This window comes from Halorussus pelagicus (assembly GCF_004087835.1).
Classification (GTDB): Archaea; Halobacteriota; Halobacteria; order Halobacteriales; family Haladaptataceae; genus Halorussus; species Halorussus pelagicus.
On the sequence record NZ_CP035119.1, the window covers coordinates 873,425 to 895,473 of the forward strand.

Below are 22,049 nucleotides of genomic sequence, written 5' to 3' on the forward strand. Positions count from 1 at the left end.
TGGTGGTTCCCCATCGGCCTTAAAATCGGGTTACTCGGCGAGGAAGTGTGACAGGGCGTGTCGCCGCGAGGCGGTGTGTCACGAGATCGAACGGAAGCAGGTGGTCACCCGCGACTCCACGGGAATGAGTCACGACACCAAACTAGGAATATTAGGACGTATGTGGGACTCGCAGGACTAAACGGTAGCCCTTTTATTCCCCTCGCTCGCAGATTCACACGTCATGAGCTACGACAAGGTCGAAGTCCCTGAAGACGGCGAGAAGATTACCGTCGCGGAAGAAGGCGAGGACGGACTCGAAGTACCCGACAACCCGATTATCCCCATCATCCACGGGGACGGAATCGGACAGGACGTTGGTCCGGCCGCCCAGAAAGTCCTCAGCAAGGCCGCCGAGGCGACAGGCCGCGACGTGAGCTGGATGCGACTCTACGCCGGTGAGAGCGCCCGAGAGAAGTACGACGAGAACCTCCCCGACGAGACGGTTGACGCCATCCGCGAACACCGCGTCGCCATCAAGGGTCCGCTCACGACCCCCGTCGGCGCTGGCTTCCGCTCGCTGAACGTCGCGCTCCGCCAGACGCTCGACCTCTACGCGAACGTCCGACCGACCTACTACCTCGACGGCGTTCCGTCCCCGATGAAAGCGCCCGAGGAGATGGACATGGTCACGTTCCGAGAGAACACCGAGGACGTGTACGCCGGTATCGAGTGGGAGGCCGGAACCGACGAGGCCGAGAAGGTTCGAGATTTCGTCGAGGACGAGATGGACTTCGACGGCGTCATGCACGAGGGCGACATCGGTCTCGGTCTCAAGCCCATCTCCGAGAAGGGCAGCAAGCGGCTCGTCCGCGAGGCCATCGATTACGCCATCGAGAACGACCGCGACAAGGTCACGCTCGTCCACAAGGGCAACATCATGAAGTTCACCGAGGGTCAGTTCGGTGACTGGGGCATGGAGGTCGCCGACGAGGAGTACCCCGACGAGGAAGTCTTCGCCGCGCCCGACTCGCTCTGGGAAGAGCAGGACGAAGTGGAAATCCCGGAGGACGCCGTCATGGTCGAGGAGCGCCTCGCCGACGCGATGCTCCAGTGGATGCAGCTCCGTACCGACGAGTTCGACGTGCTCGCCATGCCGAACCTCAACGGCGACTACCTCTCGGACGCCGCGGGTGCCCAAATCGGCGGTCTGGGCATCGCGCCCGGCGCGAACTTCGGTGACAACCGCTGTCTCGCCGAGCCGGTTCACGGCTCCGCGCCCAAGCGCGCCGGTCAGGACAAGGCCAACCCGTCCGCACTCATCCTCTCGGGTCGGCTCCTGTTCGAGTACCTCGGTTGGGACGACACCGGCAAACTCATCCGCGACGCCGTCGAGGAGACCATCTCCTCGGGCAAGGTCACGTACGACCTCGAACGCCAGATCGAGGGCGGCGAGAAGCTCAGCACCACCGAGTACGCCGAGGCCATCTGCGACAAAATCGACGAACTCGCGTAGAGTCGCGTTCTCTCCGTATTTTTCTTTTCGCGCGTCACTCGATAGGGAGACCATCGTTTCGCGCCCCACTTTATTTCACATATATTTCGAGGTAAGATTCATAAAACTCGGCGCGAGAGGGTAGTACATGAGTACACAGGAGATTCCGAGAGCCGGAAGCCGCCTCGACGAATGGCTCGCAGCGAACTTCGCACAGCTCCTTCCGTGGAAGCGCCGCGCCGAGGCGTTCTACCACGAGAAGCGCGCCGAGTTCGCGGGTGAGGACTACGAGACCGCCCGCGAACACTACGACGCTGCCATCGGGGTCTGGGGTCGCCTCGGCGACACCAAGCGAGCGGTTGACCTCGGCCTGCGACTGGCGGACCTCGCGGACCGGAACCGCGACTACGCCACGGCGCGCGAGCATTACGAGCGCGTGGTCGAACTCCACGCCCGCCGAGAGAACGCCCGCAAGGCGCTCGACGCGCTCGAACCGATGCTCGACGTGCTGGACGAGCAGGGCGCAGACGACGAACTCGCGCAGTGGTGGGGCCACGCGCTGATGATTCTCGGGGAAGCCGACCCCGGTGAACTCTCGACCGCGCGCCGCGACGAGTTGATCGAACGGTACGCCGACCGAATTCGCACCGAGGACAGCGCCGGTCGGCTCTACGGAATCGCGCTCACGCGCCTGCTCGCGGGCGAAGACGAGATCGGCGCGGACCTGCTGGACGCGACGTGGGAGCGTGCCGACGTGGTGCGCGAGCAGGTCGGGCAGTTCCGGGTCGTCCTCGCGGCGGGCGTCGGCCGCGTCGCCTACGCGGACCTGACCGACCGCGACGCGGACCGCGAGGCGACCCTCGACTTCGTGGGAGACCACCGCGAGAAGCTCTCTGAGCCAGCGACCGCACTCTTCGAACGCCTCTCGGAGGGCGAGACCGACGCGACCCCCGGAGACCTGAAAACCGGCGTCGAACCGGACGACGAGGCGGAACTCCGCGACGTGGAGAGCGAGGTGTTCGGGCGGTTCCTCGAACGGTTGGCGTGAGTCGGCGAGCGCGATTGCTGACGTTTCGACCGCCGTCGCGGGGCAGGGCGAATATCGCGGTACAGCCACGACTCGCTCGAACACGCACATCTCTCTCGGAACGACACTCTCAGGGTTCCCGAACCGACAGTCACAGCCATGCGCGTCAGCGTCATCGGCGGGAGTACCGTCACCGAATCGGAAGCGAAGACCGCCGAGCGGGTTGGCCGCCGTCTCGCCGAGAACGGCCACACCGTCGTCTGCGGGGGACTGGGCGGCGTGATGAAGGCCGCCTGTCGCGGTGCGAGCGAGGAAGGCGGGCGAACAATCGGCGTCCTCCCCGGCGAGGACCGCGCCGCCGCGAACCCCTACGTGGACGTTCCCGTCGCCACGGGACTGGGCCACGCTCGGAACGCGCTCGTGGTGATGAACGGCGACGCCGTCATCGCGGTGGACGGCGGCGTCGGCACGCTCTCGGAACTCGGTCTCGCGGGCGTCTTCGACCGCCCGATAGCGGGACTAGGAACCCACGATGCGCCGGGCGTCAAAGCCGTCGAGTCGGCCGCCGACGCGGTGGCCTACGTCGAGTCGGCCGTCGAACCCGGTGGAGAAGAAAGATAGAAATTGGTTAAACATAGGTAGAGAAGGCTAACAGACAGCAGTACCGTTTTCTCACGGGCGGGCGCTCCGGCGTCGCTCCTGCGACAGAAATGGCGTCGGTCGGGCCGAGCGCCGCCTCGACCGCGAACGTCCGGCGACCGGTCGGGCGAATCCGGAAGGATTAAACTTCCGACCCGCATTTGTTCACCTGCGGGCCGGTGGGGTAGCTTGGTATCCTTCGGCCTTCGGGTGGCCGTAACCGCGATTCGAATTCGCGCCGGCCCACTTTCGCCCGTGTTTTCTGAGGGTTGAGGATAATCCCCGTATAGCTTGGGGTTTGGGGTCTCGATCGCCGGTTTAGCAGGTTAGAGTCGAACATGACTCATGTTGCGGGTTGCGCTTGCTGGTGGTTTTGCGAGAGTCGGCGCGGTGAAAGTGGGGGTTCAGCGTGGGGTGGAGGAGTTGACGAAAAAGGATGTGTTGTGCTTGGGGTGCCTGCAGCGCAAGCACTTTGGCGGGTCGTCTGATCGCCCAATCCGGATTCACCGGCCAGCTGCGCGCTAGAATCCTGTGAGCGTCCCCTGCTCACCGTCACTACCACCATCCTCCTGGTCACTGCCATGGTCGTTGTTCTCGCCCTGGTCACCACGAACAACATGTGCGGCCTCTTCCAGGGACTCCACTTCCATTATGTCCGCCCGGACCCGGTCATCAACCTCTTCCTCGTAGTGAGTGCGTTGCTGCCCGCAGATCCTTCGTTCACCCGCCGCTCAACTTTCTGATCGAGGGCATCACGGAGCTCATCCACGGGCGGGAGGCCGTCGCCGATCTTCACGAACAGTATTTGCCCGCGATACGCGGTGCCGTCGTCTTCAATGAGGTGCATGTCCTGCCCGCTGCGGAGCGCCTTGTAGTCGCCGTGCACGTCCACGCCCGTGATATCGTCTGGCAACACGGGGTCCCGTCGTCCATCCAGTGCCGACTCGTTCCAGTCGGTCGATCGTCTGGGGGGACATTGTCGTCAACATCGAGTCCTGCGAGCGCGTCGCGGATCGCCGCGTGTGCTTCGCCGCGGTCGTCATTTGCACTGACGCACTCGGTCGCCATGAGCGCCTCGTTAGGAGTGTACTTGTACTGGGCTGTGACGGTCGCTCGCGCTGGGTTGGCTGCGACCTTGACATCTCCGTCGCCGTCTGCACAGTTGATGGTGATTTTGACATACTGGTTTGCGTCGTGTTTTATCGAGTCGATGCTCCGGGTCATTGTTCGATGTTGATGTCGGCAGTGAATCCGAATATTGTCTGCCACTCGCGCGTCTCCATGTTCACACTGCCGTCCTCGGCTGCGGGCGTTAGCAGTAATCGAGTGTGTCCTCGTACGCGGCTGCAGTGATGGTGTCACCAGCGCGAATGTCGCGGAGGACTGCGTAGCCGTAGTGCCCGCTGTCGCTGTCGTCTTTGTCGCCGTTGATCACGTCGCCGACGGCGATTCGCGTGAGGTGCTCGATATCGAGGGAGGGTCCATAGTTAGCAGTAGTCTCCGATAATGTAAAAACGCCTGTATTTGGGGGGTGTAGAACCTCTATCGCACCCATACGGAAGTATTGTCGTGCTGCCAGTCTACCATCCACACTGTCAATCAGTGCGGTCATGTCGGGGTCCGAGCTCGCTGCACTGTCGTTGACAAACCCGCATTCGCCGTCGCCTCAAATTCCCTTCGTAATATTGAGTGGCGAGATATCGGTGTGCTGCGTCGTGTCGCCCATCATGTGACGTGACATCAGAGATACGGGGTGCCCAGTGGGTAGCCCATTCTGAAGGAGACAGGGCGCGTATACAACATTGATGAACCGGTTCAGAGTCTATTCTGCCGTTGATAATTCACAATCCTCTGCCAGATGGGTTGCAAAATCAGTAGTCATGGGCGATCTGCATATCGGGCATATCTTAGCCTCATTTATAGTGTATTCCAGCTTTAGGAACTTGAACCAGAGTGTGTTCTCCGTGTACCAGAACCCTGGTTCACCGAGTTCGTACTCGATTCTTAGCGGTGCGAGTTCCAACTCGTTTTGTGGGACATCGAACTGTGCTAAGACCCGTTCTAAATTGGAAACATCCTCCTGTAAAAACTCAACCAGGTCATCAGGCCCACCGTCAAAACCGGTCACATTAAAGCCTAAAGTGCTCCCAGGATCACCCCATTCCTCTTCAAAATTCTCTCTTCCCTCTTCCGTCTCGAACTCTAAATCATCGAACGATATTTCACCTGGATACTGGCCAACAACTTCAGAACGTACTGTCTGACCTAGCGGAAGTACTTCCTCCACGTAAACTGTGGTCATGTGATTGATTTCCCCGATTTCCCGTAACTCCTCTACCGCATCAACAGCATCATCACGGGTAAGATCTGAGTCAAGGCATCGTTCGATCACCTTGCCTTGTCTCTTCGCTACAGTGAATGGAAGCGGGACCGGGATACGCTCCCCACTGATCTTCTGCAGCAAAGCCAACTGCTCAATTTCTTCTTTCGGTAGCGGTTTCTCCTCCGCCGGCTCATAACCCAAATCTTCCGGGTGACCGGTATCAATCTCTTCATCAGCTTGCTCGTCATAAACGATAATCTCAGCAACACCGTCTTCTTCCAGCTCAACCTCTTCCAGTTTTAATAATTCATGGTACTGAAGCACATCCAAATCAGCGATATCAATATCAAAATCAAGGCCCAGAATCGGCTGAGGAGAGAGACCGACTAACCCTTTCTGCAGTATCGTGATCAACAAAGGGAACTCATCACTGGGTTCTTCGTCGAACCGTGTTTTGATATAGAGAGTCCGGTGATTGACCTCAATCCGGGCTGGAAACGTCAATTCCCTCGGTACCTGCAACTCCTCTAACTCCTCGATCTTGGGTAGTATGATCACACCGCTTTGGTGGGTTGCGGTCAGCCACTCCTGCTCCGGGTCGTCGTCGGTCTCTTTGAATCTGAAAAACGAGAGATCTACTGGTTCCTCAGTGGTGGCCGCGTTGGAAACCCGTTTCAGGTAGTTGAAAACCCGGTGAACCTTCTCAACGATTTGCAGTGAGTGGTCGATCAGGTACTCGATCGGAATGGTTACCAGGTATGGTTGGCCTTGGTCGTTTTTGCAGATGAAGACGACAAAGTCCATATCCAGATCGACACTAGTTTCTTCCTCGTTACCATGGCTGAGAGTGAACGAGTTTTCGGCCTGTGGAAGAGCTCGGTTCCCGTGTTTTACCGCGTTATAGACCTCGTGGAAGTAGAGATAGAATTCCCCGATTCGTCGGATGTTCGTATCTAAAACGTCTATTGATTGGTCGATCGCTTCTTCGACTTCTTCCTCGGAGACTTCGTCGTCCTCGATATTGTCGATGAATACGTAGCCAAACAATCTCTCTAGCGTATCCCGGTAATCCTCATTGATATCGTGACGGTGGAAAAACTCATCTTCTGTACCATCATTCAGGCTTTCAAAGAAAGACCGCAGCTGCTTCGGTCGAGTTTGAATCAGGTTTTCAAGGAGGTCCTCTCTTCCCTTGATGTATGAGAGAAGGTAGATCCCAAACGCTTCCACGTACTGAATCGAGGACTGGAAGACTTCGATTTGGGAGTGAATCCTCACCTCTTCCTCCTTTCCATCAGCATCGATATCGACCCCGGCTTCCGCTTTTTGGTAGGCGTCTTGTATGTAGTAGTATAGAAGATCCGGGTCATGAGTTGTGTCCACAAATTCTCCTGCAGTGCGGGTTTCTGAACCAGAACTAAATTCCACACCTTCCAGAGGACTATCTGTCATATACCATTATCAAATCCGTTCTTTGTATATAATATTCTACGGTTCTTGGTAGTCTAACGCTTTTCTGGATCCCGGTCACCCGCTTTTTAGCTCGGGGTAGGTACGGTGTCAAGTTGCTGTATAGAATGTAGATAGTGTTTGATCAATAGGTACTCAACAAAGCAGACCGAGTCTATCAGAGAAAACCCAAGCCCAAACAGATCTGGATTAGAACTCACCCAACTTCTTTTGAGCCAGTTCTTCCTCAAGGTCAGCAATAAATTCGTCCGCCTTATTCCGCAGAGCCTGGAACGAACTCGATTTTCGGAACCACGCTGGCTGATTGTCCTTCTGCACCTTCCGCAGATGCTCATCTAACCCTTTCTTATTGTACTTATCAAGGAAGTCCTCACCCCACGACCGCAACTCCTTCTTTTTCTCCTCACTCATCGAACCCCAGAGCTTGTGCGACTCAGCCAACAACTCATCCACGTTGAACGGATCTGAACCATACTCACCCGCCAGTTGAATTGCAGCATTCAGCATATAGATACAGAACTGAGTATGATCCTCATCCTCAGCATCAAACGGATAGTAATCCGTCGGGATGTCCTTCCCATGAGGCACCTCAATCGGGAACGCATCATCCAGATCGGGTTCTCCAAACCCTTCTGACCCGACAATTTCGATACGAAGGTTCGAATCCCCAACGTGTGCCTCAAACTGCACTGTCGTGAAAGCGAACTCGCTCAAGTCATGGATATCGGCCAGATCACCGAACGAAGAGTATGAGAAGTCGGCACTCAGTTCCTCAGGAGGAACACCCTGGACAGCCCCCCGAAGCACTAGTTGGTCGGGATTCCGAACGGCTGTTTCGTACCGCTCGTTCTGATGGTCTTTCAGGTGATATGATTTGAAATCCAATAACAGACTGTGGTTGCGCCGATGAGCAGTCAGAATTAAATCCGGCTGAATATAGTCCCCCTTGATAGTGAACCCCGGCTCAATGATATCCACGGTGTACCCGAGTTTAGCGAGGGTGTCCGGGAATCGGTCGTCTAGTTGGCACAAACCAATCCACGCATTCATCTGTACCGTATGAGGCGACAGATAGTACGTCATTGTGCAGTCAGACCAACCTTCGAGTTCGACGGGTCACTTCGCTCGCCAAAGGAGGCCTCTGCATCGTAGTACCGCTGGATATTCGAGAAAATCCGCAAGGCAGTGTTCCCACATGCATCGTCTGGGAGATAGAGGCGAATCCAGTCCCGCTTGATCTCCAGCGTGAAGCTGTCGTTGTTATGGAGATCGGTACCTCGAACCTTGTAGTAGTCGTCCGCAATCCAGGTACCAACCCCCCAGAGTCGCAGTGGTTTCGTGGCGGAGGTAATGCTGTCGGCGAACTCTTTCAGATTCTCAACCGAGTTGGCGAGATTGATTACTATCGGTGTTCCCTCAATAGATTGGCCTGATGAATGGCGTTCATCCTCCTCAGCCTCGATTTCTCGGATTGGATATCCAATCCGCCCTTCTTCCTCGATCCCTCGAATGAGGTCTGCATAGAGGTCGCGGATGATTTCGACGAACGATAGATGTGCTTGGATGTCATCACCGCCTCTAGTAGTTATCCGACCATTATTGTCGATCCGCTCAATTACGACTCCCTCCTCCATTTCTCGGCGAATTTTCACCGAGGACAACGACAGGAACCGCTTCAGGTCAGCGTCGCTCAATGCATCCAGCAGCCAGCTCGTACCCTGTCCTGAACTCTGAATCGACAGCTCGCCAAATGGGAGATGTTCGTCAATATACTCTTCAGAAAACACGTCCTCAGCGTCGTAATTGATGCCTGCACCTTGGAATTCGCCAAGCTTAGTGAAGTAACGTTGTAGCTGCGCCGGGAACCAGAGATAATCCAGCCCACTTCGCTCCGCCATGATCAAGTCCTCCATCGCGTCCTTCGCTGGTCGGGACTTCTCGATTGAATAGAACGTCCAGAACCGCTCATCCTGACTATCCAAATAGAACGACAGAATTTCCTCTTCATCTTCGTCGCTTGAAGTATCGATGAGCACCTCAAACAAGCTGTAATCCACCTCCCCGACAGTCACATGCTCGAATTGTTCCTCAAGCGTGGTGGGTTCAATATTAGTTTCCACGAGGAAGGATTTGAGCATATTCTGTTTGTAGTTCAGCCTCTGCTCCTCCAACAGTTGGTCATATGTTCCTTCTATGACATGCTGGAAATGCTCGTATAGTTCCCGTCGATCCGTCGGTTCTAGAGGTGGCATAGGTAATTCACGAAATCGTCCCTTGGTTGCCCATTGGCGTATAACGGTTGAAAGGATTTGGCATAGGCCGTAAGTGAAATTCTCGGTGCAGTCGTTTCTGCTAATCTGAGGTACAGATGAGCTTGATCACAGGTGGTGAGATATCCCTTGCTCTGGGGTGAGCAACCACCAGCGCCGAACTGGTTAAGGAAAGACCATACTAAGACGTGACCCGCGAGCGGTTAGACGTGAGCACGGATGGCGGCAAGTGAGAAGCAGGAATAGGGGCACACCGACCACACAGAATGGGAGCCTAAGAACCCCCAGCAGTACGAAAAGCAACGCATTGTCACCGCCACCTTGATTCGATATTGGTCCGGTAGTACAACTGGAGTACAGACGTGTTACAGCAGTCCTTCACCGTCTGTGGCGGGTAGCGGTCGTGGACATTCTGAAGATTCTCCTCGCTCTCAATGAGGTGCGTCAGCGCTGCGTCGATGACGTCACTCCGCGGCGGGTCATCGTCTGGTCCATCGGAGACAATCTCGCTCGTCTTGTCGAAGAGGATCTTCCGTTCGTCGGTCAGCTTCAGACTGGTTCTGTCGGTTGCCATGGTTGTTTAAGTACGAGAGTATGCACGCGGGTGCTAGTGTGTCGTTCTAAGGTGAACGAGAGTCCATCCGATATAAAGGGGGCACCGGTCCCAGGCGTGAACGACGTGGACATAGGTCGGGAAGCAGGCGAATCTATGTACCCGTCACTCTGCCGACGCGCTGCGAGGTGCATACATCCGGACGACCGTATACATCTGAGCACAACCCGTGGGGGCGGCCTCGAAGACCCGGTTCCAGATGCTTGGACACCCGTCCGTTTTACATACAGACAGTTGCTCCTGGACCGCCACAGAAAGTTGGAAAGTTTGCCTACACGCTGTTCATCCGATTTTGAGGAGAGATTTGAGAACGGAGGGTGTCCGGAACTTTACGTCTTCCTCTTCTGCCAGTTTCACATCCACAGCAGAAATTTCGGACAAGGGGTCCAAGACCGGTGATAATATGGAGATGCTTCATTTGGGACGTGGTCACAGCAGATGTTCTCTAACAACCCTATGCAATCTGGCGGTTATCATTTGGGAATCGCGCGGTAGTTCGTTAGAAATTGAACCATATTGTCAGTTCGATTCCGAGTACGTTGCCATGTACGTACTCGTGTACACCTGAAAGCATTCACGTAAGTACATCCGTCCGTACTCACTCCTGGACGGACAGAACGATATACCAGCGCTTCGTGTGTATTGTGCATCTCAACGAGAAGTTATATTCGCTAGCACAGGCGATGTGTTAGTAACAACCCGGAGCACAGAATGGAAATTGTAAGTACAATGGGTAGTGGCTCGCTCGGACGAGAAATTGATTTAGAGACGCTCGTATCCGAGTTGGAGAACCATCTGGGTGAAATCGTAGACGCGAATTTTCACGGCCCCTCAATGGTCACTGTTCGACTGAAGGAGAACGGACCGGCCTACACTATATATCGAACAGGTACGTTCCAAATTCGTGGTGCTGGGACCGAACTGCTGCTAACAGAAGCCTTCCGGCAATTTGAGGAAGTCCTTGATGATATCGGCGTCGATACCACCGAAACTGAATTCAAACAAGTGACCTCTGTGTTTATGGAAGATCTCGGACGTGAAATCAATCTGGAAGCATTTGCTATTGCACTCGGGCTTGAATATATCGAATACGAACCCGAGCAGTTTCCTGGCTTGATTTACCGCCCAACCCAATATGATGTCACTCTCTTGGTTTTCGCTAGCGGGAAGGTTATTATCGGCGGTACAACTGACAACAAACACGCTAAGTCCGCGACTCAGCATCTCAGAGACCAGCTCTCTATTTTCGATGATTGCTGACTGCAGTGGATCAGTAAGCAAAATTTGAAGTTCCTAACCGCTCGTGGTTGTTATATGAGTATCAATAACGGCGACGGGGAATTCGAAGAAAGCCTCTGGCAATCTGCTGAGGGGCTTCGCGGGCCCGTCGAATCTGCTCAGTACAAGCATATCGTTCTCGGTCTCCTTTTTCAGAAGTATATGTCGGATGCATTTGAACAGCGCCGTGAAGAGTTGCGGGATCTAACTTACGACGAAGACTCGATTTACTATTGCGGTAACGACGATGAAGAACGCCAGTTCATTCTGGAAGACAAGGACGCATACCACGGTGAGAACGTGTTCTACGTTCCCCAGGAGGCGCAGTGGAAGTATCTTATCGACAATGCGACCGACCCCAATATCGGCTCACAAATTGATGATGCAATGCGTGCCATTGAGGAAGAAAACCCAGAACGTCTTGATGGGATGCTGCCAAAACGATATTCGCGCATCCCGCAAGATACCTTGGAAGGCTTACTCAACGAATTCTCCGAGCTAGACCTTGGTAACGGAAAAGATACTCAGGATCAAGACATCTTCGGTCGAGTTTACGAGTACTTCATCAAGGAATTCGCGCGGCAAGAAGGACATCGTGGTGGTGAGTTCTACACGCCAAAACACGTAGTAGAACTGTTAGTTGAGATATTGGAACCCTTTGAGGGACGCATTTTTGACCCATTCTGTGGATCCGGTGGAATGTTCGTTCAGAGTCATAAGTTCCTAGAGCGAAAGGGGGTAGACGAAAGCCAGATTTCCATCTTTGGTCAAGAGGTTAACGATGCCACCTGGCGTATCTGTAAGATGAATCTCTATCTTCGTGGTATCGATGGTAATATTCAACTTGGGGACAGTATTCGGAAAGATCAATTTCCTAATCTCCGTGCAGACAAGATCATTACGAATCCGCCGTTCAATATGAGCGAGTGGGGGAAAGAGACAGTGTCGGAGGAAGACTCTCGTTTCAAGTATGGGATGCCCCCATCGAACAACGCGAATTTCGCCTTCATACAGCATATGCTGTCGCATCTTGATGATGACGGGATGGCCGGTACCGTCATGGCAAACGGTTCGATGTCTATCCAAGGCCAAGAGGGTGAAATTAGAAAAGAAATAGTTGAAGATGATCTCCTTGATGCAGTCATCACTCTACCTGATGAACTGTTCTATACAACTTCAATTCCTGTTTGCATCTGGATACTTAGTCGCGGAAAAGATTCAGATGAATACAGAGATCGGAGCGGTGAAACTCTATTCATCAACGCCACCGAATTACACGAATCAATTGACCGTACACAGAATCGTCTAACTGAAGGTCATATACAAAAAATTGCTGACACCGTTCGTGCTTATCGGGGTGAAGAAAATGTCGAAGCGTATGAGGACAAAACAGGATTTTGTAAAGTTACAACGACTGATGAGATCGAGGATAACAATTATATGATTACTCCCGGTCGGTATGTTGGAATCGAACGTGACGACGGTGACGGAATCCCATACGAGGTAAAAATGGAGGAATTGAGCGCAGAATTACGCGAGCAATTCACACGTTCGAACGAGCTCCAGGAAGAAATTGGAAAGAACTTGGAGGAACTAGGATTTTGACTGAACATAAAGCGTCTACTGAAAAAGAGAACATGTCCCAGACTTCTGACTGGGTCACTAGACCACTCGGTGAACTCATTGAGACTATTGGTGGTGGTACTCCCAAGACAGATAATGATGACTATTGGGAAGGAAGTGTAAGGTGGCTCACTCCTTCAGAGATTTCTGATGAAAAGCGGTTACATGTCTCCGATACGGAACGGAAGATTACGCAAGAAGGCCTCTCTAATAGTTCTGCTAAGGTGCTCCCTCCTGGGTCAGTATTAATGACAAGCAGAGCGACAGTAGGAGTCCCAGTGATTAATGACGTTGATATGGCGACAAATCAGGGGTTCATTGGGATTAAGCCAGGAGATGAGATTAATAACGAGTTTCTGCTTCATTGGATTCGGCACAAGAAAGATCTGATATTGAGTCGGGCATCTGGATCTACTTATCCAGAAATATCTCAAACTTCATTTAATAATCTTGAGATTGATTTACCTCCACTTACGGAACAACGAAAAATTGGACGCATCTTGTCTGTGCTTGACGAAAAATACGAATTGAATATTGATATAATGCAATCTCTTGAGGAAACTGTACAGACAATATATGATTCGTGGTTTGTGTCGTATGATATCTATGACGGATTCAAAGAGTCAGAAGAGGGTCAAATTCCCAATGGCTTTGAAATAGTTGAAATCGGTGATATTTGTGGAACCTCCGGAGGTGGTACTCCCGATACCGATGTTAGCGAATATTGGGGCGGGAAACACTTCTGGTTAACACCAAAAGAAGTTACATCACTTGATGGCTCAATTGCGTATAATACTGAACGGACACTCACGGAGGAGGGGTTAGATAATACTTCTGCGAAGCTAATGCCGCCAGAGTCCGTCCTACTTACCAGCAGAGCTACAGTTGGAGAAGTTGTTGTTAATAAGCAGCCGATGGCAACCAATCAGGGGTTCATCTGTATCATGCCAGATGATACGATTCCGCCCTATTTCTTGATGCAGTTAATCAAAGACAAAAGACCTGAGATTGAAAGCAGGGCAAGTGGAAGCACATACGATGAAATTAGCCAGACCTCATTTAACGGCATCAGGATTGCTCTCCCTCCTGAATCAGACCGGAACCGGTTTGAAGAAATTGTAGCACCGATGTATGAGGAGATTCATTCTAAGCAATTAGAAAACGATTCCTTGCGGAAAATCCGAAAAACGCTTCTTCCTAAATTGGTATCTGGTGAGTTGAGGATAGATAACATCAACTTAGAAAGAATAACAGAGACCAACGAGGTATAATTCAGATGGGGCTAAATGAATTGTCCTTATCAGAAACCCCTGCTATAGAGATATTTCAAGAACTTGGTTACGATCATGTTCCTGGAGCTGAGCTAAACTCGGAACGTGTATCCACTTCTGACGTAGTTCTCCAGGAAAGGCTTAGAGAGAGCCTCAGAAAATTCAATCCTGATGTCCCTGAGAAGGCGATTGAGGATGCAGTTCGACAACTAAAAAGTACACAATCTCCGAACTTATTGGAGGACAATCAACAATTCCATAAACAATTAGTAGACGGCATCCAAGTCGAATTTGAGCAGGGAGGCGAACAGGTTGGTCGGTTCATCCGTCCCATTGATTTCCAGAATATAGAGAATAACGACTGGCTTGTAACGACCCAACTTTCTATCCAGGTTGGTGACAATCCTCGTCGCCGACCTGACATGGTTGTTTATATAAATGGTCTCCCTCTCGGTGTTCTCGAATTCAAAAATCCAACCGACCCTAAGGCAACTCTGGAGAACGCATACGATCAGGTCAACCGTAGATATCGAGACGATATTTCGCCTCTGCTTCGATTTAACGAAGTCATCGGGTTAATGGACATGCACGAGGCACGGGTTGGTTGTCTTGATGCGGGTTGGCAGTGGTACCGCCCCTGGCGGTATATCGAAGAAGAGGGGGTTGAGCATGAACTCCCCGAAGAAGAAGTTCTCCTTAGGGGAGTGTTCAATAAGGGCCGATTCCTGGACATCATTGAGAATTTTATTATTTTCAGCGAGAGGGACGGGCAGCCGGTGAAGATGCTGGCAGGGTACCACCAGTTCTACGGCGTCCGAGAAGCTGTTGAGAGTGCAAAGAAAACCCAAGGAGACGATTTAGGACGAATTGGCGTCTACTGGCATACTCAAGGTTCCGGGAAGTCACTCTCAATGGTTTATTTCGTACGTAAGATCCGACGGAGTGACGACTTCGGGAATCCGACGTTCGTCGTCGTCACGGATCGGAACGAGTTAGACGAGCAGATTACGCACACATTCAGTGATGCTGGATATAACGTGAACTGGGCTGATACGATTCCCGACCTACGTGACAAACTTGATCGCCAGGCTGGCGGGCTGATTTTCACGACGATACAGAAGTTCCAGACCCGAGAAGGCGAACACGAACATCCGGTGGTCAATGATCGTGAAGACATAATCGTAATGGCAGATGAGGCACACAGATCTCAGACAGAAAAGCTGGGGGAGAATCTTCGAGATTCCCTCCCCAACGCCTCTTTCATCGGCTTCACAGCCACTCCAATTCATGATGGTGATAACGCAACTCGGATGACGTTTGGGGGGTACGTCAGTAAGTATACGATTGACCGATCCGAGGAAGACGGTTCAACCGTTCCAATTTATTACGAATCCCGGTTCGCAAAACTCCAACTTAATAAAGAAGCAATCGGTGAGTCGGTGCGTGAGCTGCTGGATTCGGGCGACGAAGAACTTGAGAACGAACTTGTCGAAAAGTGGACGAGGCTTCGACGTATTATCGAAACTGCTGATGACCGTCTAAGCAAGATTGCTGAGGACATCGTCAATCACTATCAAGATAGGGAAATTGAGGGGAAAGCGATGGTTGTGTCCATCAGTCGGAAGGCTGCAGTGAAATACAAGCGCTATATTGAGCAGCAACCTGATGCCCCAGAAGTTGGTGTAGTTATCTCTGAACCTGAAGAGTACATCGATGACCCTGTGAGCGAGGGTGAACTCAAACGCCGTTTCAAGAATCCAGACGACTCCCTGAAGATCATTGTTGTCTGTGATAAGTGGACGACGGGCTTCGATTGCCCCCCACTGCATACTCTCTACATTGATCGGCCGATGAAGAACCACAACCTCCTTCAGACAATAGGAAGAGTAAATCGGGTCTACAAAGATAAACCAGGAGGACTGGTAGTTGACTACATCGGTATTGCGGAGGATCTGCGCCAAGCACTGGATCAGTACACATCCGATATCCAAGAGATGGCGATGGTAGATGTCGAAACTGCCGTGGAGGTAATGAAAAAGAAGCACTACAAAGTCTCTCGGTACCTTTCACGCGTTGATTACGAGGATTGGCAGGAACTTAGTGAACTCAAACTGTCACGGCTGATTCATCGGGCTGAGAGTGAAGTCATCGCTACGGAAGAAAAGAAAGAAGAGTATCTGCAGGCTGTGGCAGAACTCAAGCATGCGTTCGCATTAGTGACGCCTCATAACGCGGCTGGTGAGATCCGTTCTGACCTGCTCTTTTTCGAGGCAGTTAGGGATAGTCTCCGGTCCTTGGAGAGTAATAATGCAGCTAAAGAGGAGAAATTGGACTCCGCGATGAAGAAATTGATTGCAGAGGGTGTGACTGCAGATGAGGTAGTATCCGTTGCTGGATTCGAGAAATGGAAGTCCGAGGAACCAATTGTCAGTGATGAGTTCCTTTCCGACGTTGAGCGTGTTGAGGAACCGGATCTGCAAGTGAAAATGCTTGAGAAGTTGCTTCGAAACGAGATATCGACGCGGAAGCAGCAGAACCTCGCAAAATATGAATCATTCGAGGAAGAGTTGGAGGAGACGCTCAACGAGTACAACAACCAATTCCTGACGACCGAGGAAGTGATTGAAGAGTTGCGGAGCTACGCTGGAAAGATTCAACAAGAGGACCATCGACAAGAACGATTAGGACTCTCTGTTGAGGAGTTGGCGTTTTACGATGCGATAGAAACGAATGCGGAAACAGAAATTGACGACGAACTACTCCAAGAGGTCGCCCAGGAGGTATGCGAGATGTTGAAGGAGAACGTGAATATCGATTGGACGGACCGCAAGGCGATGCGATCCAAACTAAAAGCAAGAGTGAAAGGCCTCCTCCGTAAAAATGGTCTATCGCATAGTGACTATCAACCCCTTATACAGCCGATTGTTCATCAGGCTGAGGCGCTCTACGGTGACGTATCGGAAGGAAATCGTTCATAGTCATGGACTCCATATAATGATGGCTTAGAATGAGTTGGCCGTATCAGTCGGCCTATTCTATATAATTCGTTACCGTCTTAACAAGTTTCAAATTTGAAATGATGCTTAAATTAGAAATGCCGGATGACTAAGTGTCATATTATAGTCCGCGACAGGATGTGCAGAAAGCTACTTTATGCGGCTTGATCACTGATCCACAATGGAATTGAAAATAATCGATAAGAGGGAAATATAATTGTAAACTGCCGAACCTCAGCTGAAAATCTATCTCTACAGCAAAATTAGGACCAACGTCCCGTGCAACCTCTGACTCACCTCAGTTATCATCGACTGTTTCCTCTTCCGCGAAAAACTCAGTTACTCTGTCCAGGGGGTCCTCGTCAAATTCCTCATTTATTTTAATCCATACAGCGCCATCATTTGATCTTATCATCCTTCGATCCCGACTTGCATACCCTATTCTCTCACTATTTCCGTCATCTAAACTAACATAAACAGAGTGGTTTTGATCCTTCAGCTCAGATATCGAATAGCATCTTCTCTGACCGAGCCGAGTATTACAAGAGGCATGTCCCCATGCTACATCATCGGGCGCATGCCGCAACTCGTGATACACAAGAGGTTTCAGATGAAAGAGGTTTACAGATGTAGATCTGGTCACTTCTTGAATTTGGACACCTGCATTAGACAGCCCATCTTCCTCATCGAAGGATACGGTATTATGTAATTCTTCATATACAATTGGTCTACGACAAAGAGGGCACGTACAGATGCCATCTCTAATTATCCCTTTTGATCTGAAGTCATATTCAAGTATATCCTCCTCCTCCAGGATAGCCTCTAAATGTGCGTATTCGTCCTCAGTATAAGGGGAATCTAATGTTTGAGTTATAAGCCATGCAAGCAAACATTGTGAGAGGTACTTATCTTCATTCGTTGCATATTCAGGAGCAAAGATACCCTGTGGTGGTCCTTCAACCCTCTTTGTCTGCGAATTTGTACCTGGAAAACGGATAACATAGTGTCCTCTGTCTTCTGCCCTACTGGTTCTGTTGTCTACTTTTTCACCATCTCTCTCCAACCATCGAATTTCCCAGTCATCCTTTGGTGGCAGTTTTTGAAATGAACTTCTGCTCCTATATAAGATAAAAGCATTTTCACCGACACTCACATCTGTGTCAATATTTTCAACCTCTCTGCTTTTTCCACCCTCTTCATTAAAGTATTGGGAAGGGAATAATCTTACAACATATCCATCTTGGAACGCATCTAACTCAACATCTTCGATTCTTTCGTATGGAATTATAACTTTGTTATCTCTAGTGACATGGTTTTGATATGCCCCTTTTTCACCGCCTCTGGGTGTAGCGTATCCAGTCTTGTTTACTTTGTCAGCATCTGCATCTCGCATAAACTCTTTCCAAGCATCTTGTGGATGCTGATTATGTCTATTATCATGTCCTTCAATTCTTCTACAATTTTTGTCACTACACAAAGACAATGTGGATCCCATACTAACTACTACGATATGGACAACAGGGGTGAATAAAACCTTGCCTCTGCGATAACTTCAGATGGTTCTTAGAAAGCAGGATTTTGATGGGTACGCTGTTACTGTGAAAGCGTAGTGGACAAAGGCAACCCACAGAAGATGATAAATTATTGAAGGGGATCGCGTCGTACGTTGAGGAGATTCTGGACGGTGACACGGAGTCCGGTGGCAAGACGGACTAGAAGATTGAGCCGGAGTTACAGCAATTGCATGGCGCTAAGGCAGATCTATAGGGTTCTTAGGAGAATACCGTTGACAAGATCGCGTCAGTCGTCCGATTCAAGCGGGTCTAACAGTTTCTCGCCGGCTTCGACCTTTGCCCGTTTGACCTTCCACTGGTCGTTGTCGAACGGGATCTCGTAATTCTGATGCGAGCGTTTCAGGATTGACTGTACTGCAGACTTGGGGATTTCGAAATACTCCGCTGTTGTGCTCTTCGCCCGCCCTTTTTTCACTTCTCGGATGAAATTTTGAGCGCGGTTGTATTCGACCGGGTCCTGATACATGAACCCGTCTTCGACATCGTACCCGAACGGCGGTCTGCCAATTCGCTTGCCGTCACGCTTCGCCTTGTCGATGCCCTGTTGGACGCGATCTTGGATCATCTTCTGCTCAGCATCCGCGAACACAATGAGCATGTTTAGCATCAGGTCTGCCATCCAGCCATCGGCGTCACGCGTATCGATGGGCTGCTGAGTGAGGTACAGGTCGATGTTGCGGTTTCGAAGATCTTCGACAAAGCTGGCGAGTTCTGAGAATGATCGACCGAGTCGGTCAATCTCTGCCGTCACGACAGTGTCGAACTCAGTCACGCGGTCACGGAGCTCGTTGTACTGGTCACGGGAAAGTGATGCGCCGGATTCGACGTCCACAAACCATTCGACATCGTCAGCCTCGTACGCGTTGAGAATCGATTCGCGTTGCCGTTCTTCATCCTGATCAGCAGTGCTGACACGGACGTACGCGGCGACGTTACGTGTCATGCTTGATCACCGGTACCGTCGTCGCACTCGCATACGGTTGTCGCGTACGGGTTCCCTCGCCAGCACTCGGGGCCCAGAGGCTCGATCGCACAGATGGGCTCTCCTTTGATGACAGTGATAATTCTCCACCACGTGGGGTCTGCCGTGAGTGCTTTCCTTCTTTCTACCATGTCTAACCATATGGAGAGTGCCCATATCAAAGAAGCAGGATTCCTTGACAGTATGGGAAACATTAGTTTTCCTTGGAATGCATCTCGCCTTCGGGGAATTCAATCGCTGACTCACACCAGCGAATTGTTTCGGCGTCTGCCCCGGTTGATGCTGCAACTTCTCCCGCGGTCGGTACGTCAGTCTCCGGCCCTCACCGGCCGTGCGGCGTGCGGCAGCGTCGCGCGTCCGCCCGCTCATGCGTTCTGCGATACTCTCACCGCCCCCGCCTTGTGGATCGGTGCGGTACTCGTCAGCGTCTTCGACCGGGATTTCGTACCGTTCAGTACGGGCGTATAGGAACTCCGGGTCTCCGATCTTGTAGATTCGCCGCACTGGACGGTGTCGTTCGATGGCCCGTGGATACTGCCTAGTGTCATGTCGTTCGCTCCGCATTCGCTGCAGCGGTACACGACAAGTGTTTCAGAGCCCATACTCGATAACAGCACTTCCACCCTTATAGGAGAGGTAACACTACCCGGAGGGACGGGGGGTGTCCGGAACTCTGACTGCTACTCTGCCAGGTGTTCTCGGTGACGTTCGATCGCGGCTTCCATTCCCTCAGGAATCTCGAACTCTTTGAGTTGTTCGATGAATTCGCGTCGCTCTGCAGGGGTGAGGTCGGGGATTCCGTGCGGTCGTTCGCTATCCATGTTGGTAGTGTTACGCGGTCAGTGTTACGCGTTCTCCCTCACGTTCGATGCGTCCTTGTCCGATCATGCGCAGGAGGATCGAGTGTAATGTGATCTTGTTGATGGAGGGGTCATCAACGATATCGCCAGTCGTCGCTCTCCCGTCAGTGTTCTCCAGATACAACAGTACCAGTGCCTCAGTCTTCGTCATCGTCCTGCAGTTCATCCTCAATCGTCTCCCGTTCCCGTCGCGCCCATTGACTCCCCAACTGACCGTGCGAGCCGCGGAATCCGATCTGCACCGAACAGTAATACTGCAAGAATCAACACCACTCCTACCTCCATTCCCCCGATGAACCCTGGTTGCATACTCTCAGGTAGGGGACTCACCGATAAGAGAGGTAACACCGTTCCGCGCGGATACCAAATGAAAAACCGGCATACGTGGCGGTGAAAACGTGTGCGGGTGGTAGCACACCCATCGTCCCGCCTGTACGTAGACACGTCCGTCATTGAGTGTCTGTGTTCGTAGTCGTGTACACCGCAGTGTACGTACTCGTGTACGTACTTACGTCCGTCTCCGTGTACGGTCGAGTGTGCGTCTGTTTGCTCGTCCGAATGTATGGACCGCCGTACCTCCGGCGGTCCGAATGAGCCCCGGCCCACCACGACCGGGAATCTCACTCTCTCTTGCCGGGAACACGCCGCCCGGAAGCGCCCGGGCGGCATTCAGTCTACGTGTTATACCCACTTCATCGATCGGAATCTCACCCGCTGCCCGGTCACTCGATCGGTCGCGCGCACACTATACACTAACACTCTCCTTTGGCGCACCACGCGGGAGTGTCGCATCGGGACCGTCAGAGAGTTCTTCGGTTGACAACACCGGGCGGGTCGCGGTCAGGATACGTGTTCTACCCCCAGAACACTGTGAAAACAGTACTGAAGACACCGTGAATTTACAGATTTCCGGCGCTTTAACTCCCATAACACCTAAATCGTGGATCCTTGCAAATGGGACGGTTCGAATTCTGGCTGTGAAACTCCTTACAAGGACTGCTTTTGCAGTGATTCGGAGTGTTACGGGGGTGAAACACGGCCGTGAAGGCACTGTAAAGAAGTACTGAAGAAAGTGTGAAAACACGCCCGTCAAAACCCGTAACACCAAATCGCCGATCCATGCAAATGAAACCGGCGCGAAAAACACAACCGCGGTCAGTACACCTGACCGGTCGGCGCGACCACTGCATTCTCGCGGAACCACGGAACGTTCACGTCCCACGCATCGAGGTCGTAGTCTGTAGCGAGAGACAGTGTCACCTGCCCCGTCTTCGTTGCGGCCTTCTCCGCTTTTGTCGTCGCCCGGGTCGGGTCTTTCATTTGGTTTTCGCGGACCCCGCACCAATTCAGACTCTGCCGGTGATCGACCGTGTCACCGGTGAGCGTCGCCTGCACCGCGCGGTCAGGTGAGCGTGTCTTGGGAGCGAGGACACACGAACTCCCCGACTGTGACGGTACATCGAGGACCTGCTGTCCCTGTGCACGCGCGCCAACGACTTCGTCGTCGCCCGCGCGCTTGATCACATGTAGCCACAGCGCCTCCGTCGTCAACCACTTACCACCGTCCGGAGCGCGCCGGATGAGCCCGTCTTCCTCCCAATTACACTTCACGCGGTGGGACACTCCGCATTCCCCCCACCGCCACGCCA

At 52.2% G+C, this 22,049-nt stretch carries 18 protein-coding genes and 1 tRNA gene; 8 read left to right on the forward strand and 11 right to left on the reverse strand.

Annotation, left to right across the window (positions count from 1 at the left end):
- Window positions 1-223 precede the first annotated feature (223 nt).
- From icd to EP007_RS04535, 4 genes are all read left to right on the forward strand, one after another.
- Window positions 224-1,495: an isocitrate dehydrogenase (NADP(+)) gene (gene icd, locus EP007_RS04520; RefSeq protein ID WP_128476522.1), complete on the forward strand. Its 1,272-nt coding sequence runs from the start codon at window positions 224-226 to the stop codon at window positions 1,493-1,495.
- Between the two features lie 127 nt (window positions 1,496-1,622).
- The gene (locus tag EP007_RS04525; RefSeq protein ID WP_128476523.1) at window positions 1,623-2,522 is read left to right on the forward strand and encodes a tetratricopeptide repeat protein; all 900 of its coding nucleotides are present in this window, start codon (window positions 1,623-1,625) and stop codon (window positions 2,520-2,522) included.
- A gap of 138 nt (window positions 2,523-2,660) precedes the next feature.
- Window positions 2,661-3,122 (forward strand): TIGR00725 family protein, encoded by a 462-nt coding sequence (locus EP007_RS04530; RefSeq protein WP_128476524.1) that lies wholly within the window; start codon window positions 2,661-2,663, stop codon window positions 3,120-3,122.
- 191 nt (window positions 3,123-3,313) lie between these two features.
- Window positions 3,314-3,386: transfer RNA gene (locus EP007_RS04535), tRNA-Pro, on the forward strand.
- A gap of 403 nt (window positions 3,387-3,789) precedes the next feature.
- Here the strand turns inward: EP007_RS04535 and EP007_RS04540 are convergent.
- The 6 genes from EP007_RS04540 to EP007_RS04565 all read right to left on the reverse strand — a co-directional run bounded on the left by EP007_RS04540 (window position 3,790) and on the right by EP007_RS04565 (window position 9,777).
- Window positions 3,790-4,053, reverse strand: coding sequence for a hypothetical protein (locus EP007_RS04540; protein ID WP_128476525.1), 264 nt, complete (start codon window positions 4,051-4,053; stop codon window positions 3,790-3,792).
- Between the two features lie 399 nt (window positions 4,054-4,452).
- Window positions 4,453-4,695: a hypothetical protein gene (locus tag EP007_RS04545; RefSeq protein WP_128476526.1), complete on the reverse strand. Its 243-nt coding sequence runs from the start codon at window positions 4,693-4,695 to the stop codon at window positions 4,453-4,455.
- A gap of 267 nt (window positions 4,696-4,962) precedes the next feature.
- On the reverse strand, window positions 4,963-6,915 hold the full coding sequence (locus EP007_RS04550; protein ID WP_128476527.1) for a CBM20 domain-containing protein: 1,953 nt from the start codon (window positions 6,913-6,915) through the stop codon (window positions 4,963-4,965).
- Window positions 6,916-7,122: 207 nt separating this feature from the next.
- Complete coding sequence (locus tag EP007_RS04555) at window positions 7,123-8,016, reverse strand: hypothetical protein (protein ID WP_128476528.1); 894 nt, start codon at window positions 8,014-8,016, stop codon at window positions 7,123-7,125.
- Window positions 8,013-9,185 carry a hypothetical protein gene (locus EP007_RS04560; RefSeq protein WP_128476529.1) on the reverse strand — a complete coding sequence of 391 codons (1,173 nt, stop codon included), beginning with the start codon at window positions 9,183-9,185 and terminating at the stop codon, window positions 8,013-8,015. Before EP007_RS04560 ends, EP007_RS04555 begins: the two co-directional genes overlap by 4 nt.
- Window positions 9,186-9,513: 328 nt before the next feature.
- Entirely contained in the window at window positions 9,514-9,777 is a 264-nt protein-coding gene (locus EP007_RS04565; RefSeq protein ID WP_128476530.1) for a DUF7386 family protein, read from the reverse strand.
- A gap of 750 nt (window positions 9,778-10,527) precedes the next feature.
- Here EP007_RS04565 and EP007_RS04570 point away from each other — a divergent pair.
- The 4 genes from EP007_RS04570 to EP007_RS04585 are packed head-to-tail and all read left to right on the forward strand — an operon-like array spanning window position 10,528 to window position 16,966.
- Window positions 10,528-11,076 carry a TATA-box-binding protein gene (locus EP007_RS04570; protein ID WP_128476531.1) on the forward strand — a complete coding sequence of 183 codons (549 nt, stop codon included), beginning with the start codon at window positions 10,528-10,530 and terminating at the stop codon, window positions 11,074-11,076.
- A 54-nt stretch (window positions 11,077-11,130) separates the two neighbouring features.
- Window positions 11,131-12,699 carry a type I restriction-modification system subunit M gene (locus tag EP007_RS04575; RefSeq protein ID WP_128476532.1) on the forward strand — a complete coding sequence of 523 codons (1,569 nt, stop codon included), beginning with the start codon at window positions 11,131-11,133 and terminating at the stop codon, window positions 12,697-12,699.
- Window positions 12,696-13,988, forward strand: coding sequence for a restriction endonuclease subunit S (locus tag EP007_RS04580; RefSeq protein WP_128476533.1), 1,293 nt, complete (start codon window positions 12,696-12,698; stop codon window positions 13,986-13,988). Before EP007_RS04575 ends, EP007_RS04580 begins: the two co-directional genes overlap by 4 nt.
- Before the next feature lie 5 nt (window positions 13,989-13,993).
- Window positions 13,994-16,966: a type I restriction endonuclease subunit R gene (locus tag EP007_RS04585; protein WP_128476534.1), complete on the forward strand. Its 2,973-nt coding sequence runs from the start codon at window positions 13,994-13,996 to the stop codon at window positions 16,964-16,966.
- Window positions 16,967-17,282: 316 nt separating this feature from the next.
- Here EP007_RS04585 and EP007_RS04590 read toward each other — a convergent pair whose 3' ends face one another.
- The 5 genes from EP007_RS04590 to EP007_RS04605 form a co-directional block, all read right to left on the reverse strand.
- A complete protein-coding gene (locus EP007_RS04590; protein ID WP_128476535.1) occupies window positions 17,283-18,479 on the reverse strand; it encodes a BstXI family restriction endonuclease in 1,197 nt (398 codons plus the stop codon).
- 305 nt (window positions 18,480-18,784) lie between these two features.
- Window positions 18,785-19,501 (reverse strand): recombinase family protein, encoded by a 717-nt coding sequence (locus tag EP007_RS04595; protein ID WP_128476536.1) that lies wholly within the window; start codon window positions 19,499-19,501, stop codon window positions 18,785-18,787.
- 719 nt (window positions 19,502-20,220) lie between these two features.
- Entirely contained in the window at window positions 20,221-20,361 is a 141-nt protein-coding gene (locus EP007_RS17325) for a hypothetical protein (RefSeq protein WP_166035432.1), read from the reverse strand.
- 207 nt (window positions 20,362-20,568) lie between these two features.
- A complete protein-coding gene (locus EP007_RS18230; protein WP_368408089.1) occupies window positions 20,569-21,069 on the reverse strand; it encodes a twin-arginine translocase TatA/TatE family subunit in 501 nt (166 codons plus the stop codon).
- Between the two features lie 486 nt (window positions 21,070-21,555).
- The gene (locus EP007_RS04605) at window positions 21,556-22,011 is read right to left on the reverse strand and encodes a hypothetical protein (RefSeq protein WP_128476537.1); all 456 of its coding nucleotides are present in this window, start codon (window positions 22,009-22,011) and stop codon (window positions 21,556-21,558) included.
- Window positions 22,012-22,049: the final 38 nt, after the last annotated feature.

Excerpts from the sequence above, each read along its gene's own strand:
- icd (WP_128476522.1), top strand. The coding sequence starts at position 224 with ATGAGCTACGACAAGGTCGAAGTCCCTGAAGACGGCGAGAAGATTACC.
- EP007_RS04525 (WP_128476523.1), top strand. The coding sequence starts at position 1,623 with ATGAGTACACAGGAGATTCCGAGAGCCGGAAGCCGCCTCGACGAATGG.
- EP007_RS04530 (WP_128476524.1), top strand. The coding sequence starts at position 2,661 with ATGCGCGTCAGCGTCATCGGCGGGAGTACCGTCACCGAATCGGAAGCG.
- EP007_RS04545 (WP_128476526.1), bottom strand. The coding sequence starts at position 4,695 with ATGGGTGCGATAGAGGTTCTACACCCCCCAAATACAGGCGTTTTTACA.
- EP007_RS04550 (WP_128476527.1), bottom strand. The coding sequence starts at position 6,915 with ATGACAGATAGTCCTCTGGAAGGTGTGGAATTTAGTTCTGGTTCAGAA.
- EP007_RS04555 (WP_128476528.1), bottom strand. The coding sequence starts at position 8,016 with ATGACGTACTATCTGTCGCCTCATACGGTACAGATGAATGCGTGGATT.
- EP007_RS04560 (WP_128476529.1), bottom strand. The coding sequence starts at position 9,185 with ATGCCACCTCTAGAACCGACGGATCGACGGGAACTATACGAGCATTTC.
- EP007_RS04565 (WP_128476530.1), bottom strand. The coding sequence starts at position 9,777 with ATGGCAACCGACAGAACCAGTCTGAAGCTGACCGACGAACGGAAGATC.
- EP007_RS04570 (WP_128476531.1), top strand. The coding sequence starts at position 10,528 with ATGGAAATTGTAAGTACAATGGGTAGTGGCTCGCTCGGACGAGAAATT.
- EP007_RS04575 (WP_128476532.1), top strand. The coding sequence starts at position 11,131 with ATGAGTATCAATAACGGCGACGGGGAATTCGAAGAAAGCCTCTGGCAA.
- EP007_RS04585 (WP_128476534.1), top strand. The coding sequence starts at position 13,994 with ATGGGGCTAAATGAATTGTCCTTATCAGAAACCCCTGCTATAGAGATA.
- EP007_RS04590 (WP_128476535.1), bottom strand. The coding sequence starts at position 18,479 with ATGGGATCCACATTGTCTTTGTGTAGTGACAAAAATTGTAGAAGAATT.
- EP007_RS04595 (WP_128476536.1), bottom strand. The coding sequence starts at position 19,501 with ATGACACGTAACGTCGCCGCGTACGTCCGTGTCAGCACTGCTGATCAG.
- EP007_RS17325 (WP_166035432.1), bottom strand. The coding sequence starts at position 20,361 with ATGGATAGCGAACGACCGCACGGAATCCCCGACCTCACCCCTGCAGAG.
- EP007_RS18230 (WP_368408089.1), bottom strand. The coding sequence starts at position 21,069 with ATGCCGCCCGGGCGCTTCCGGGCGGCGTGTTCCCGGCAAGAGAGAGTG.